Here is a 14,037-nt window from a genome sequence, read left to right on the forward strand (position 1 = left end):
TTATGATGACAAATAAAAAAGCTGTGGCACTCGCCTATAATGCACAAAATGACAATGCCCCGCGGGTCGTGGCAAAGGGCAGAGATGAGCTAGCATTGCGCATTATCGCAAAAGCGCAAGAATTTGATGTGCCGCTTTTTTGCAATGCCTTGCTTGTGGATTCGCTGCTTTCTTTGCCCTTAGATTCTCAAATCCCGCCAGATATGTATAATGCCGTTGTAGAAGTATTTGTATGGCTTTTAAAATGTGAAAAAAACGCGCAATTAAGCAAGGATATAGATGTATGAAAAATTTTATACATTTTTTTAAGCGTGAGCTTAATGGATTTATAAATGATAGATTTTCACTTTTCCTTTGCACGCTCGCGCCTTTGCTTATTGGGCTGTTTATGTGGGGAGTTTTTAACCAAAGTTTTGTGCGGAATATGCCTATTGGTATCGTGGATTTAGACAAAAGCCCATTGAGCAGGGAGCTAGCACAGAATCTTGATGCCATACCTGCCCTTAGTGTATCGCGAAACTATGAGAGCTTAGAGCAGGCTAAAGCAGATATAAGCAGTGTCAAAATTTATGCTGTAGTAGTCTTTCCTAAAGGGCTTGAAATGCATAGCAAAAAGGGCGTAATAACTGAAATTCCTATCTACTACAACGCACAGCTAATCCTTATTGCAAAAGCTATTGAGGCTTCATTTAAGCAGCTAATCCTCACAAGCAATGTCAAAGCAAAGCTTGCTAAAAATCTCATTCATACCTACAATCTCAATGCCGCCATTGCTAAAAGCTCGCCCATTCTTAGCCAAATCACGCCGCTTTATAATATCAATAATAGCTACTTGCAGTTTTTGCTTACAGGCATTCTGCCCTGCTCACTTATTATGCTTATGATTACTTGCGTGATTAATGCGCTAGCGCGTGATGAGCAAGATGTAGGCTTTATCAAAGGCAAAAAGTCTCAAATGCCAGAGGTGGGTGCGCGAGTGTATATTCTAACCAAAGTATTTGCGTATGTGGCAATCTTTTCGCTGTGGTGGGCGGTGATGATGATGTTTTTTGCCTCACTTGGCTTTGAATGTCGAGGAAGCTATGCTACGCTGTATTGCGGTATGTTTTTAACACTGCTTGCCTATGGTGGGGTGGGAGTGTTTGCCTATGCGGTGCTAAGAGACCATACGCGTGCGCTTTCTGCGGCTGCAATTTACTGCGCGCCTAGCTTTGCCTTTGCAGGTTTAACCTTTCCGGTAAATTCAATGGGAGCTTTTGCAAGCTTTTGGCATAGTATTTTGCCCATTAGCCACTATTTAAAGCTGTATGTGCAGGTGGCAAACTATGGCTTAGACTTTGCAAGCGTGGCGCGCACGATGTGCGAGATATTGCCTTTTGTGCTATTTCTTGCTTTTGGGATTATCGTGTATAGAAAAAGGGAGCATATTGATTAAATCGCTTTTTTTAAGGCTCTCACCCCTTATTTTTACTGCAAACTTTGCTTTTGGCGCGGATATTATTATACCCTTGTATGATGAGGCATTTGGGAGAGATGATGATTATATGGACATTGAAGAGTTTTTAGATTTTTTAAATCTAGATTCTATATTACCTCCCTCCGCGCAAGCAGATACAGAATCTGCTAAGCAAAATGCTAGCACTTCTAGCCTATCGCTGCATTATCTTAATGGCTATATGCGCCACAAACATTTTGATATAACTCTCCATGGGCTAGCGCTAGAATACAACACTATTTTGCTTAATACCCCAAAAAGCGACATCGTGCTAAGCTATAATTTTAATGTTGCCAATGCCTCCTTACGCCCGCGCAACGCTCCTTATAATATTTCAAATAGCAATATGGGCTTAATGGGTGTAGATTCTATAGAATCTACGCGGGATAAAAGCTCTATTTTAGGCACATTTGCCACACTTGATATGCTGTTTAATCAAACGCACAAAGGCTATCATGCTCTAAGCTTTGACTTTGGCTACTCCACAGGATTAAAAGGACAAAGCAGTGCGAGCAGCATAAGAGGTGTGAGCGAGTTTGATGAACATTCGCTTATGCTCAATGCTGAATATGGCTATGGCTTTATAAATGGGCTTTATACGCTAATCCCATACTTGCGCGTGGAAAGCTATGTATTTTTCCCTAATCGCGCCGCGCGCAGTAACTTTCATCGTCGCATTGATGGGGGTATGAATGCTATTTTTGGGCTAAAGCACATATGGGATACAAAATGGCTTGAGTTAGGATTAAATATGGGGGCTTTGAGCGATTTTAATATTTCTGGCAATAGCGTTGGCGTGCTAGCCAATGGCAACATTGTATATGATAGCGATGGCGTGAGCAATGGGATATTTAGCGAGCTAAGCTTTGGGATTTTGCGCTTTAAGCACTTTCATCTCATCGCGCGCACGAATATAGGCTATATGCTCTCCTACTATGAGTTAAATATTCAAAGCGATGTGTCGCTTATGTGGAGGTTTTAAGCAAGAATTTAAAGTATTAAGGTATAATGCGCCTCTTTTGTGGCTCGATAGCTCAGTCGGTAGAGCAGGAGACTGAAAATCTCCGTGTCGGTGGTTCGATTCCGCCTCGAGCCACCATTCTTTAACTCCTCAACTTAAATTTATAGAATCCAACCTCAAAAAACAAGTTGATAGATTAGCTAAAGCTTAAGCTCAATAGCGTGGAAATTATAGAATCTAAATCACCTCACAAATTTACCTCGCGTTAGATTTATGCACTATGCTTTCATACTTTATCCTAAGGAGCGTATATGATAGAAAATATTAATAGCACTAGATTCTATGAGGTGATTAAGCAGGGGTGTTGCGTGGTGGATTTTAGCGCGTCTTGGTGTCCTGACTGCAGGCATATTGAACCTATGCTTGAGATATTAGACAAAGAATTTGCTGGGAAAGTGAGCATTTATAAAATAAGCTTTGATACAGAATCTACCCTTAAAAATGAACTAAATATCCGCAAAATCCCCACGCTTATATTTTACAAAAATGCCAAAGAGGTGGGCGAGCGCTTGATTGAGCCGCGCTCTATAGATAGCATTAGAGCAGCCTTTAATGCACTCATTAGCTAACACGCATTCCAACTATTTGGCTCAAAGTAAGCAAATAAGCCGCTTTGAGCTATCTTTCATAAATGGATAATATTTATTAATAATATACTTTTACAAGATACAATCCTTCAATTTTAATACATTAAGGAGACAATGATGTCTAATGAATTAGCAGTTAAGCCAAAAAAGAGGGCGAGCGTAGGACTTATGCTTGGATTTGGCTTTGGGGTTTTAATCGTATTTTGCTGCGTTATGGTGTTTATAAGTATTAATCGCGTGAATAGTATTAATACTTCGCTCACACAAATTAATGACATTAACGCTGTGGCGCAAAGATATGCTATTGATTTTCGTGGCAGTGTGCATGATAGGGCGATTGCTGTGCGCGATGTGGTGCTTATTGGTGATGAGGATAAGCAGGGCTTGCAGCAGCTTTTGGAGCAAATTAGTAGTTTGGAGAAGTCCTATAAAAGCGCTGAAGATAACATGAAAGAAAAATTTGTAAAAACCAATATGCTTAATCAAGATGAGCTTACTATGCTGCACAATATAGAATCTGTGCAGGCTAAGAGTATGCCGCTCATCACTCAAGTGCTACAAGCGCGACTTTCGGGGAATATCACAAAGGCTCAAGAGATTTTAAAAACGCTCTCTCCTCAATTTACGCAATGGCTATTTGATATCAATCAATTTATCAATTATGAGGAGCGTGCAAACACGGAGCTTACGCAAAATCTAAGAAGTGATGTGGTGGAGTTTAGAATCTTACTTCTAGGGCTTTTAGCGTGTAGTATTGTGTTTGGTGTGATTTTGGCTATTGTGATTATACGCCAGCTTTTGCGTATGCTAGGTGGCGAACCACGCGTGGCTTCAAGCATTATTGCAAGGATTGCTAGCGGAAATTTAGCCGAAAAAGTGACGTATAAGGGCGAAGATTCTATGCTTGCCTCTATTGCCTCAATGCAGGCAAAACTCAAAGAAATTGTAGAATTTATCACGCACTCATCGCATCAAATCAATGATGTAGCCCTCAAAGTATCTCAAGCCTCGCATAAAGCTCAAGACGCAGCACATACACAAATGCAAGGCTCAAAGCAGGTAGTTGAGAAAATCGGGCAGATGAATAATTCAGTGATTGAAGTATCAAATATCGCTAAGCAAACAGAGCAAAACTCACTAAAAAGTGTGGAAATCTCTACCAAAGGTGTGGAAATCATTAATGTTACCGCGCAAGAAATTGGCAAAATCACAGAGATGATTAGCTCTTCAGCCGATAATATCCGCGGACTTCAGCAGCAGTCTATGGAAATTGGCGGCAGCGCTAATCTCATCGCAGAAATTGCAGACCAAACAAATTTGCTTGCCTTGAATGCTGCTATTGAAGCCGCACGCGCAGGCGAGCATGGGCGAGGCTTTGCGGTGGTGGCAGATGAGGTGAGAAAGCTTGCAGAGCGCACTGCTTCAACCACAGCTGAAATTGCTAATATGATTAAACTTATTCAAGATAGCATAGGCACTTCTGTTGATGCTATCGAAGCTATTGTGCCTCAAATTGATAAGGGGCAAAAGCTCATTATGGATTCTGTGCAGACATTGCAAGAAATCCAAACTCAAGCTCAAGATTCACTCCAGCAAGCCAAATCCGTAGCCTCTTCATCAAGTCAGCAAGAAAGCACCATGCAAAGCATTTCAGACGATATGCAGGGCATTTCCTCCCTTTCACAAGAAACCAGCCTATCGCTTGAAAATGCCAGCAAGACCATTGATGAGCTTGAAAGCATTTCAAACGCGCTAAAAAAATATATGGCTTACTTTAAAATATAAACACCACTTTAGACTAACTAGTGCGCCTGTGTATGACGCGCGCTAGGCGCATTAGCAGGGCAGCTATTTTCAAGAAAGCAGCGCAGGGATTTAATCTTTTCTACAATGCTAGGACTTACGCGCATTAAAGAGTGCGTTTGCGGATAGAAAAAGATTTGATTATTTTTTGCCGCGTCTAGATTCTGTAATGCGGGGTTTTGCTCAAGCAAGGTCTTAGAATCCCTTGCTTCAATGCCAAGGATAAGCATATCAGGCTTTGCTTTTAAAATAAACTCACTTGAAATAATAGGGCGTGCCACTTGACTTTCTGGGGTGAGGTTTTTCACGCCAATCACGCGCAAAATATCAGCAATCACCGAATTATCAGCAAAGCCCATAAGCGGATTGCTAGAAAATAAAAATACCGCGCTTTTATTAAGCGGATTTTGTGAGAGCGCGGCTAGCTCTTTTTCTACACGCGCTTTTAGCTCTTCACCTGCTTGCTCTTTATGCAAGATCTTAGCTAGCTCGGTAATATTTTTTTGTAAATCACTAAGCCTATTTGCCTCTAAATAAAGTGTTTTAATATTTAACTGCTTTAATCTATCCTGCAAGCCTAGTGAATAGCTGCTCACAATCACAAGCGTAGGCTTAAGTGCTACAATCTTTTCAATAGAAGGATTTGAAAAGCTCCCCACACTTGCAAGCTTACTTGTTTTCTCCACAGGCGCGATTTGACTTTGCTGCAGATGTGCAATGGCTACAATTTCTTCCCCACTGCCTAGCTCGTAGATAATCTCTACACTTGCAGGGTCTAGCACCACTAGCCGCTCTTTTGCCACCACCGCACACACAAGGCTTAACACAAGCCCTAAAATCTTAACTACATTCATTAACACTCCTTTGAAATGATGATATGAGGCTTACTTTTATGCGTAATCACCTCGCATGCTATACCATAAATCTCTTTTAAAATGCTAGATTCTAAAAGCTCCTCGCTCGCACCCATATAGCGCAACCTGCCTGCTTTTAAAAACAAGATTCTATGGCAAAAAAGCGCGGCAAGATTGACATCATGCAGCACCGCCACAACGCTAATGCCCTCGTTTTTAATAAATGCCTCACATTGCCCTAAAAGCTCTAGGGCGAAATTCACATCAAGCGCGCTTGTAGGCTCATCAAGGCAGAGAATCTTTGGCTTTTTAAGCAAGGCACGCGCTAAAAGCACTCGCTGAAACTCTCCGCCGCTTAGTGAAAGCACATCGCGATTTAAAAAAGATTCTATATTGAGTGCTTTGGCTACTTGCTCTAGGTCTAATAAATCTGTGCTTGAATAGCTAGCAAATAAGCCTTTAAGCGCGCTATATCGCCCCATAAGCAGCACATCGCGCACCAAAAGCGGCAGCGTGATATGGGATTTTTGCGGCACAAAGCCTATAAGTTGGGAGAGCTGCTTAATGCTATAAGTTGCAATAGGCTTAGAAAAAAGCGAAATACTCCCGCTCTGCACAGGTAAAATACCTAAAATATGCTTTAAAAGCGTGCTTTTGCCTGAGCCATTTGGTCCTAAAATCCCCACAAACTCGCCCTTGCCCACGCTAAAGCTAATATTATTGAGAATCTGCGCGCCTCTTATGCGAAAGCTTAGATTCTCTACCTTAATTACACTCATTTATACGCCCACGCTAACGCGCCTTGTCTGTAAGGCAAGGTATAAAAACACAGGCGCACCAAAAAATGCCGTGATAATGCCAATGGGCAGCTCGACATTAAGCAAACTGCGCGCTAGGGTATCACAACAGAGCAAGAAAACCCCACCTAAAGCCGTGCAAAGGGGCAGCACAATGGCGTTATTATAGTCTTTGACAAGCAATCGCACGATATGGGGTATCACAAGCCCCACAAAGCCAATAAGCCCGCTAAATGCCACCGCAAAGCTCACACCAAGTGATGAGGCAATGAGCAGATTGCGCTTAAGCACTTTGGCATTTACGCCAAGATTGCGCGCCTCCTCATCGCCGCTAAGGATAATATTCATCTCATATCGTTTAGCATAAAAATAGCCCATACACACCACAAGCGGCACAAGCAGCAAGCCCACCTTATCCCATGAGGCAAGCCCCAAATACCCCATAAGCCACGCCACAATCTTAAAAGAATTCTCACCAATGTAGTAGATACAAAGCGAAGTAAGCGCGCCAAGAAACGAAGAAATCGCAATGCCAATGATGAGCAGTGTAGTGATATTGGCATATTTTTGTAGCTTAAAAATCACTAGACTAAACACTACGCAAAATACAAAGCCAAATATGCCAAAGTAAAAATCCGCTAGCCCCAAGATATAGGCTACTACCGCGCCAAAGCTCGCCGCAGAAGCAATGCCTATGATATAGGGGTCAGCAATAGGATTTGCAAAAATGCTTTGCGTTACTGCGCCAGAGGAGGCAAGCAGCATGCCAATAAGAATTGCCATGGCTATGCGCGGCAGGCGCAAATCATATAGAATCTGCCTATCTACCTCCTCACCACCCCCGCACAGCACGGCAAAAAGTCTTCCTATGCTCCACACCTCATCGCCTAGCGCCATTGCCACAGCCACAGCTATCACATACGCGCCAAGCACAAAAAGGATAAAAATGATATATCGATTTTTTTGTTTCATAATAAGCCTTGATAATACTCCCGCTTTTTGGCTTGTAATGCTACGCTATTTTGTGTTTATAGAATCTAGATTCTATATCGCCATGAGAATGACGCCAGCAGTGATTAAAATCGTAGCGATGATGCCCTTTGTATCGAGGCTCTCACCCAAAAATATGAGCGCAAAAATTATAGTAATAACCACGCTAAGCTTGTCAATCACTGCTATTTTGCTTACTTCGCCAAGTTGGAGAGCCTTAAAATAGCAAAGCCATGCTAGCGTTTATGCCATCAACTCCAAGTTTTGCTAATATTGCTGTGAGAGCGGCAAAAATAGCCGACAAAATAGCAAACACAAGCCACATTTTGTTTTCACAGATGGTGATTATTGTAAAAAGCTAGCAATTTATGATTAGTGCTTATGCGGATTATGCCCACCATGCCCGTGAGGCGAACCATGTCCATGAGGTGCCTTAGAGTGTGGATTACCCCCACTGCCACCCACATGCTTAATTTCACCACTTGGCAGAATATCATACGCCTGCCCAAAGCCTTTAACAAAGCGACCTAAACCTAACTGCAGCTCTACAAGGTGAAAGTCTGTCATTTGGCGAATGGTTTTCACCCCACCAGCTCCACCCATGGCAGATTCTAAAGCATTGAGCGCATGCTCAAATTCTTGACTTTCTCGCTCGACAAAGCGTGCATGCGCACGATATTTCAAGCGTTTGCGTAAGATAACGGACTTTGCCTTGCACTCATCTTCAAGGAACATCACTTCAATTTTGTTAGGATTTGCAGAAATGCTTTGATAGTGGTCGGCTACTTCGCTTATGTAAATATAGGCTTTATTATCAATTTGAATAAGCGGTGCATACGAGATAAGTGCATTGTCGCTTTTATCAATACTAGCGATGATGATTGAACCAAATGTCTTTTTGAATTCTGCAATTTCTTGAGCTACCGCGCTAGCATTGGGGGCTTCTGCCCACTGGCATAGAGCGATAATTGCATCTTTGAGTGTGCTTTCACTCGCTTTTTGCGGAAACTCCACACGCAAAGAAACATTATCATTATACACAATATCTAAGCCCTCAAAATCCACACCTTTAAGCACAGCATTTTGCACTTCTCCATTAATGAGTGCGCTAGGCTCGCCATATTTTTTACATAGCCCAATAAGTTCGGCTTGGTGATGGTCGTTCATATGCTGAATGATACTCTGGGGATTCATATTTGCTCCTTAAGAAAGATTAAGGTTGCACAGAGGCTACCTTTGGGATTAAGATAGCCTATTTATGCAATCAAACAACAAATAAGGAAGGAAAAAGATGCTTTGCTAACCCACCCAGCCCTACCAAATCGCTAAAGAAACGACTTTGTTAGAAAGTTCATCTTAAAAACGAGTGTGATTATAATACATCAAAGCTTAAATATAAATTAATAACCATTCTTAATTATTAAGATTTTAATTATTTTCATTTCTACCTTAATTTTGCGCGCCTACGACATATAAAAATTATATGAGATGAAAGGTCTGCGCTACTTTCCACAATGTGAGCGCAATAGAAAACGCATATATGCCAATAAGCGCGTAGCGGTGATTTTTGAGCGTGATTTTACTTATAAGATAAATACCAAACGCCACGCCAAACATCGAGGCAATGCCTAAAATAATGCCCGCTTTAAAATCAATAAGATTATGTGCAGCCAGTGATAAACTTCCAGAAATGGAAGCAAAAATGATAAAAAAGAGCGAAATAGGCACCACCTTTTTAGAATTAAAGCCCAAATAATACGCCAAAATAGGCGCTAAAATAAGCCCTCCTCCTATGCCTAAGCTCACAGCAAAAATGCCTGTGATGAAGCCTGCTGCAATCATAAGCATTTTTTGTTTTTTAGGCTCTGTGATAGGCGGAGTAGGGTTTGCGGTGGTTTTCACATCAAAGATATATTTATAAAAACTCACGCAAGAAAGCAGCAAAAAGCATAAAAGCAATGTTTGAGAGGAGAGGCTATCTACGATAATGCCGCTAAATGCCGCGCCTATAAGCCCTCCTAAACCTACAAATACGCCATCTTGTATGGCAAGCTTTTTTTGATAAATATTGATGATTGAGCCAAATGTGGAGGAAAATACCATTTGCATAATGGATATACCAATGGCATACTCCATATCTAATCCCAGCAAAAGCAAGCAAGGCACGATGATAACACCTCCACCTATACCAAAAAATCCAGCCGCCGCTCCGCTTATGCAGCCTAAAATAATTAAAAATGCAACACTCATCATTCCCCCTCTAGTTTTAAAAGCACAATTTCACTTGGAGCTAAAAATCGTATCGCAGGTCCCCAAAATCCCACGCCGCTGCTTACATAAAGCTGCGTTTGGCGAGGTTTAGATTCTATATTTTGAGATGTGTGCGTAGATTGTGTATGTTGTGGGAGTTTATAAAGTCCATGCACATAATGTTGCTCAAGCCACACAAAAAATGAGAGCGGAAATACCTGTCCTGCGTGTGTATGCCCGCATAGCACTAAATCAAAATCACTCACATCATTTTGTCGCACAAATTTTGGCTGATGGACTAAAAGCACGCTTGGCTTTTGCGTATTTAAACCCGCTTTAGCCGCTGCTAAATTAGGCTCTTCATACCCAAAGCGCGCGGCACTTAAATCACTCACTCCTGCTAAGTTTAAATCAGCTAGCTCAATATGTTTATTGTGCAAAATATTAAGATTTAAGGTCTGCAGATGCGCCAAAATTGGCTCTACGCCATGATAATATTCATGATTTCCCGCCACATAATACACGCCTTCTGTGCTTTGCAAGGATTTAAGCGGCTCTAAATCTGCTTTAATATTTTCTATCTTATCATCGATTAAATCCCCCACAATTACTACCAAATCAGGCTTTAGGGCGTTAATCTTTGCCACCACATCTGCAAGAAAAGCATATCCCAAAGTTTTGCCAATATGCACATCAGTTATCATCGCTATGCGCTTTGGCTTTTTTAAGCCAGCTAGCTTTATGCGCACTTCTTTCACGGGTGGGATAGTGAGGGCATTCTTAAAACCCTGCACGCTAAAGCACACAAATAAAAGCGCAATGCTTGTATCAATCATACCTTGCAAAAATTTGCGGCGCGGCGTGAGTGGCGAGGCATTTGAAGCGCTTTGCAGTTTGGGCGAAGCGGATAGAGCATTTTGTGAGGGATTTATAGAATCTAGGCATACTTTTTGAGTTTGGTTACAGCAGGAAGTGGGGCTGCAGCAGGATTTAGGCACTCCATTGCGCACTAAGATTCTCACACAATCCACGCACAAACACGCCATAAACAAACAATAAGTAAAAATCACGCAAGAGCCAATGAGCAAAAATCCGCTCGGGCTAAAATGCACATCTCTTACCGCAAACATCGATATTTCCCCGATAGCCAAAAGCAAAAGCAGCGCGATAAAAATCCATTTTGTAAATGCCCATTTGCGCACAAGGAGGCTATGGCGAATAAAACGCTTGTAAATGTAGAGCTTCATAAGATTTAGAACAATGAAAATTATTCCTATCAATAATAATATAAAAACTTTCACCCTCACCCCTTAAAAATACATCGCAACTTATAGAATCTAGATTCTATAAAATAAAATTTATACGCCTTAAATAGCCTTATTTGCCTTTATTGGAGGCAGAATTATTTCACATTCAAAATAATCATTATTAAATATTTTTAAACGCACAAACTACTTTCCTCATATATAATGGCGCGTTTATTTTTCAATTTTTAAAATTCATACAAAGAGGTGACTTATCGACCCGTATTTAGTTGTATTGTGCGTATTGGCAATGGCTGTGATTTCAGGCATCGTGCTAAGCTGGCTTAAAATCCCAACTATCATCGGTTACATTCTCACAGGCGTGCTTAGTGCGTATATCTTTGGCTTTCATTTGGAGGATTCTCTAAGCAGTATTGCTGAACTTGGCATCGTGTTTTTGATGTTTATGATAGGACTTGATTTTAGTTTTAAAAGCATAAGCGCGATGAAGCAAGAAGTGCTGGTGTTTGGTGGATTGCAAATTGGCATTTCTATTGCCTTTTTCTTTATGGCGTGTGCGTATTGTTTGGGATTTGATTTTGCCACTTCTATTATTATTTCTAGTGCGGTAAGCCTTTCATCAACGGCAATTGTGCTTAAATTTTTAAATGAAACCTCGCAAACCAAAACGCCCTATGGCAAGGCTTCAATAGGCATTTTAATTTTCCAAGATATTGCAGTTATCCCTATTTTGCTTATGATTAAGCTTCTAAGCGATAAAGATTCTCACCTATGGGCGCTAATCCTTACTACATTGCTTTCAGCCATTATCCTTTTAGTCGTGCTTGTGCTGCCCGGACGCATTGTAGCAAAGCTCTTTTTGCGCTTTTCGGCAAATATGAAAACTGATGAAATTTTTGTAGGCGCAGTGTTTTTAATCGTGCTAGGAGCGGCATACATTAGCAAATCTTTTGGCTTTTCGCTCACACTTGGCGCATTTCTAGCAGGTATGATAATCTCAAACACACCCTATAAATATCAAGTTTCTTCCGTGATTGTGCATTTCCGCGATATGCTTTTGGGCGTATTTTTTATCACAGTTGGTATGCAAGTTGATGTGATATTTTTATTTAAATATTTCTTAGTCATTATTGTGCTTGTGGCGTTGATGATGGGGGCAAAGACTTTGCTTATTTTTGTATTTTTATCCTTTTTCAAAGGGCAGCGCGTAGGCTTGCGCGTGGCACTCTCGCTCTCACAAATTGGAGAATTTTCATTTGCTATATTTTTGCTCGCAAGCCAGCATAAGATTTTAAATCTTAACCTTGATGGCGGGATATTAAAATTTATTTTTGGGCAGGCATTTTTCTCCCATCTCACTTCGCAAGATATTTATCAATTCCTAACCCTTATGGTGATTTTTTCTATGATTGCTACGCCCTTTATCCTTGATAAACTCGATAAAATCACAGATTTTCTTCTTGCGTGTATAGGGCGGATTAATCCTTTTAAAAAAGCACAGCCGCAGACAGAAGATGAGAGCGTGCAGGTCTATGAGCGCGAGGATATGCAAGGGCATATTATTGTATGCGGCTATGGGGAGCTAGGGCGCAATATTGTGCAATATTTTCAGGGCTGTGATGCCACTTGTATCGCAGTGGATAAAAACTATAATCGCGTGGAGCAGGGTATTAAGGATAATCATAATGTGCTTTTTGGTGATGTAACGCACAGATATATGCTTGAGCGATTGGGTGTGAAAGAGTGTGCAGCAGTGATTATTGCCATAGATTCTATGGAGAGTATTCAGGCTATTTGTCAAGAAATTTTAATTCTAGCGCCTTTGTGCAAGATTATTCTTAAGACAAAAAATTCAGCCTTTGCCGCGCAGATGAAGTCTCAAGGCATTTATGGCGTGGTGCATGAGCGGCGCGAGATAGCAAAGATTCTAAGCGATTTAGCCCTGCAAGCCATAGCAGAGACGCATATAGAATCTAAAAGTTAAAGACATTAAATAAGCAAACTTTTAATATTTATAAGTTACAATCGCGCCCTCTGTTTTGCGCAAAATGGCTTGTTTATAGAATCTAGATTCTATAAAAATGCGCAGCAATTCACACATACCAATCCTTGTAAGGTTGCAACAAGCGTTGTTAAGGGGTATGGAGGATAAACCAATTACTAACTAAGGAGACACCACATGGTAACTATGAAAGATTTACTTGAGTGCGGCGTGCATTTTGGACATCAAACGCGCCGTTGGAATCCAAAAATGAAAAAATTTATTTTTGGCGTTCGCAAAAATATCCACATTATCGATTTGCAAAAGACTTTGCGCTACTTCCGCTACACTTACAATATCGTTAAAGAAGCCGCGAGCGAGGGTAAAGTCATTATGTTTGTAGGGACAAAAAAGCAAGCGAGCGAGACATTAAAGCAATATGCAGAATCTGTGAATGTGCCTTATGTGAATTATCGCTGGCTAGGTGGAATGCTCACTAACTTTAGCACCATTAAAAAATCTGTGCGCAAGCTTGAGATTATCGAAGAGATGGAATCTAGCGGGCAGATTGACTTGCTCACCAAAAAAGAAAAATTAATGTTGCAGCGAAAAAAAGAAAAGCTTGATAAATATTTGGGCGGTGTGCGCCATATGAAAAAGGCTCCAGATATGATTTTTGTCATTGATGCAGCAAAAGAAAAGATTGCTGTAGCAGAGGCTAGAAGACTTGGAATCCCCGTTGTAGCGCCGCTTGATACTAACTGCGACCCCGATATGGTGGATTATCCCATTCCGGGCAATGATGATGCGATTCGCTCTATTCAGCTTTTCTGCAAGGAAATGACTGAAGCTATTTTAGAGGGGCGAGCGGAGAGCAAAGATGAGCAAAATGAGCAAGGTGAGCTAGTAGAGCCTGCAACAGAGGCAGAAAAGCAAGAAATCCTTGAAGAAGTAGCCCTTGAGGTTGCACAAGATTCCATACAGGAGGAATAAT

General features: G+C 41.2%; 14 protein-coding genes and 1 tRNA gene. 8 read left to right on the plus strand and 7 right to left on the minus strand.

The window, feature by feature from the left end:
* Positions 1-5: 5 nt before the first annotated feature.
* From LS71_RS00400 to LS71_RS00425, 6 genes are all read left to right on the plus strand, one after another.
* Positions 6-287 carry an EscU/YscU/HrcU family type III secretion system export apparatus switch protein gene (locus tag LS71_RS00400; RefSeq protein ID WP_034352595.1) on the plus strand — a complete coding sequence of 94 codons (282 nt, stop codon included), beginning with the start codon at positions 6-8 and terminating at the stop codon, positions 285-287.
* Positions 284-1,435, plus strand: coding sequence for an ABC transporter permease (locus LS71_RS00405; protein ID WP_138109772.1), 1,152 nt, complete (start codon positions 284-286; stop codon positions 1,433-1,435). The genes LS71_RS00400 and LS71_RS00405 overlap by 4 nt, the downstream gene beginning before the upstream one ends.
* Positions 1,428-2,477, plus strand: a complete 1,050-nt coding sequence (locus LS71_RS00410; RefSeq protein WP_034352588.1) for a hypothetical protein — start codon at positions 1,428-1,430, stop codon at positions 2,475-2,477. Before LS71_RS00405 ends, LS71_RS00410 begins: the two co-directional genes overlap by 8 nt.
* Positions 2,478-2,518: 41 nt before the next feature.
* Positions 2,519-2,594 (plus strand) — tRNA-Phe (locus tag LS71_RS00415).
* A gap of 173 nt (positions 2,595-2,767) precedes the next feature.
* On the plus strand, positions 2,768-3,085 hold the full coding sequence (locus LS71_RS00420) for a thioredoxin family protein (RefSeq protein WP_034352586.1): 318 nt from the start codon (positions 2,768-2,770) through the stop codon (positions 3,083-3,085).
* A gap of 135 nt (positions 3,086-3,220) precedes the next feature.
* Complete coding sequence (locus LS71_RS00425; protein WP_138109773.1) at positions 3,221-4,888, plus strand: methyl-accepting chemotaxis protein; 1,668 nt, start codon at positions 3,221-3,223, stop codon at positions 4,886-4,888.
* Positions 4,889-4,905: 17 nt separating this feature from the next.
* On the opposite strand, the gene LS71_RS00430 is transcribed toward LS71_RS00425, so the two are convergent.
* The 7 genes from LS71_RS00430 to LS71_RS00460 form a co-directional block, all read right to left on the minus strand.
* Complete coding sequence (locus tag LS71_RS00430; RefSeq protein WP_052057798.1) at positions 4,906-5,760, minus strand: ABC transporter substrate-binding protein; 855 nt, start codon at positions 5,758-5,760, stop codon at positions 4,906-4,908.
* On the minus strand, positions 5,760-6,539 hold the full coding sequence (locus LS71_RS00435; protein ID WP_034352581.1) for an ABC transporter ATP-binding protein: 780 nt from the start codon (positions 6,537-6,539) through the stop codon (positions 5,760-5,762). The genes LS71_RS00430 and LS71_RS00435 overlap by 1 nt, the downstream gene beginning before the upstream one ends.
* Complete coding sequence (locus LS71_RS00440) at positions 6,540-7,529, minus strand: FecCD family ABC transporter permease (RefSeq protein ID WP_034352579.1); 990 nt, start codon at positions 7,527-7,529, stop codon at positions 6,540-6,542.
* Between the two features lie 72 nt (positions 7,530-7,601).
* A complete protein-coding gene (locus LS71_RS09585) occupies positions 7,602-7,730 on the minus strand; it encodes an EamA family transporter (RefSeq protein ID WP_238700254.1) in 129 nt (42 codons plus the stop codon).
* A gap of 189 nt (positions 7,731-7,919) precedes the next feature.
* On the minus strand, positions 7,920-8,741 hold the full coding sequence (locus tag LS71_RS00450) for a HugZ family heme oxygenase (RefSeq protein WP_034352574.1): 822 nt from the start codon (positions 8,739-8,741) through the stop codon (positions 7,920-7,922).
* 285 nt (positions 8,742-9,026) lie between these two features.
* Complete coding sequence (locus LS71_RS00455) at positions 9,027-9,797, minus strand: sulfite exporter TauE/SafE family protein (RefSeq protein ID WP_034352571.1); 771 nt, start codon at positions 9,795-9,797, stop codon at positions 9,027-9,029.
* Positions 9,797-11,044: a metallophosphoesterase gene (locus LS71_RS00460; protein ID WP_052057816.1), complete on the minus strand. Its 1,248-nt coding sequence runs from the start codon at positions 11,042-11,044 to the stop codon at positions 9,797-9,799. The genes LS71_RS00455 and LS71_RS00460 overlap by 1 nt, the downstream gene beginning before the upstream one ends.
* A 307-nt stretch (positions 11,045-11,351) precedes the next feature.
* Here LS71_RS00460 and LS71_RS00465 point away from each other — a divergent pair, with 307 nt between their 5' ends.
* Positions 11,352-13,046: a cation:proton antiporter domain-containing protein gene (locus tag LS71_RS00465; protein ID WP_034352711.1), complete on the plus strand. Its 1,695-nt coding sequence runs from the start codon at positions 11,352-11,354 to the stop codon at positions 13,044-13,046.
* A gap of 195 nt (positions 13,047-13,241) precedes the next feature.
* Positions 13,242-14,036 (plus strand): 30S ribosomal protein S2, encoded by a 795-nt coding sequence (gene rpsB / locus LS71_RS00470; protein WP_034352568.1) that lies wholly within the window; start codon positions 13,242-13,244, stop codon positions 14,034-14,036.
* Position 14,037 lies beyond the last annotated feature (1 nt).

It is taken from the genome of Helicobacter jaachi, from assembly GCF_000763135.2.
In the GTDB taxonomy this organism is placed as follows: domain Bacteria; phylum Campylobacterota; class Campylobacteria; order Campylobacterales; family Helicobacteraceae; genus Helicobacter_C; species Helicobacter_C jaachi.

What these genes read in the sequence shown, in the direction of transcription:
- LS71_RS00455 (WP_034352571.1), bottom strand. Translation starts at nt 9,797, where the DNA reads ATGAGTGTTGCATTTTTAATTATTTTAGGCTGCATAAGCGGAGCGGCG.
- LS71_RS00450 (WP_034352574.1), bottom strand. Translation starts at nt 8,741, where the DNA reads ATGAATCCCCAGAGTATCATTCAGCATATGAACGACCATCACCAAGCC.
- LS71_RS00420 (WP_034352586.1), top strand. Translation starts at nt 2,768, where the DNA reads ATGATAGAAAATATTAATAGCACTAGATTCTATGAGGTGATTAAGCAG.
- LS71_RS00435 (WP_034352581.1), bottom strand. Translation starts at nt 6,539, where the DNA reads ATGAGTGTAATTAAGGTAGAGAATCTAAGCTTTCGCATAAGAGGCGCG.
- LS71_RS00430 (WP_052057798.1), bottom strand. Translation starts at nt 5,760, where the DNA reads ATGAATGTAGTTAAGATTTTAGGGCTTGTGTTAAGCCTTGTGTGTGCG.
- LS71_RS00425 (WP_138109773.1), top strand. Translation starts at nt 3,221, where the DNA reads ATGTCTAATGAATTAGCAGTTAAGCCAAAAAAGAGGGCGAGCGTAGGA.
- LS71_RS00440 (WP_034352579.1), bottom strand. Translation starts at nt 7,529, where the DNA reads ATGAAACAAAAAAATCGATATATCATTTTTATCCTTTTTGTGCTTGGC.
- LS71_RS00400 (WP_034352595.1), top strand. Translation starts at nt 6, where the DNA reads ATGACAAATAAAAAAGCTGTGGCACTCGCCTATAATGCACAAAATGAC.
- rpsB (WP_034352568.1), top strand. Translation starts at nt 13,242, where the DNA reads ATGGTAACTATGAAAGATTTACTTGAGTGCGGCGTGCATTTTGGACAT.
- LS71_RS00405 (WP_138109772.1), top strand. Translation starts at nt 284, where the DNA reads ATGAAAAATTTTATACATTTTTTTAAGCGTGAGCTTAATGGATTTATA.
- LS71_RS00465 (WP_034352711.1), top strand. Translation starts at nt 11,352, where the DNA reads ATGGCTGTGATTTCAGGCATCGTGCTAAGCTGGCTTAAAATCCCAACT.
- LS71_RS00460 (WP_052057816.1), bottom strand. Translation starts at nt 11,044, where the DNA reads ATGAAGCTCTACATTTACAAGCGTTTTATTCGCCATAGCCTCCTTGTG.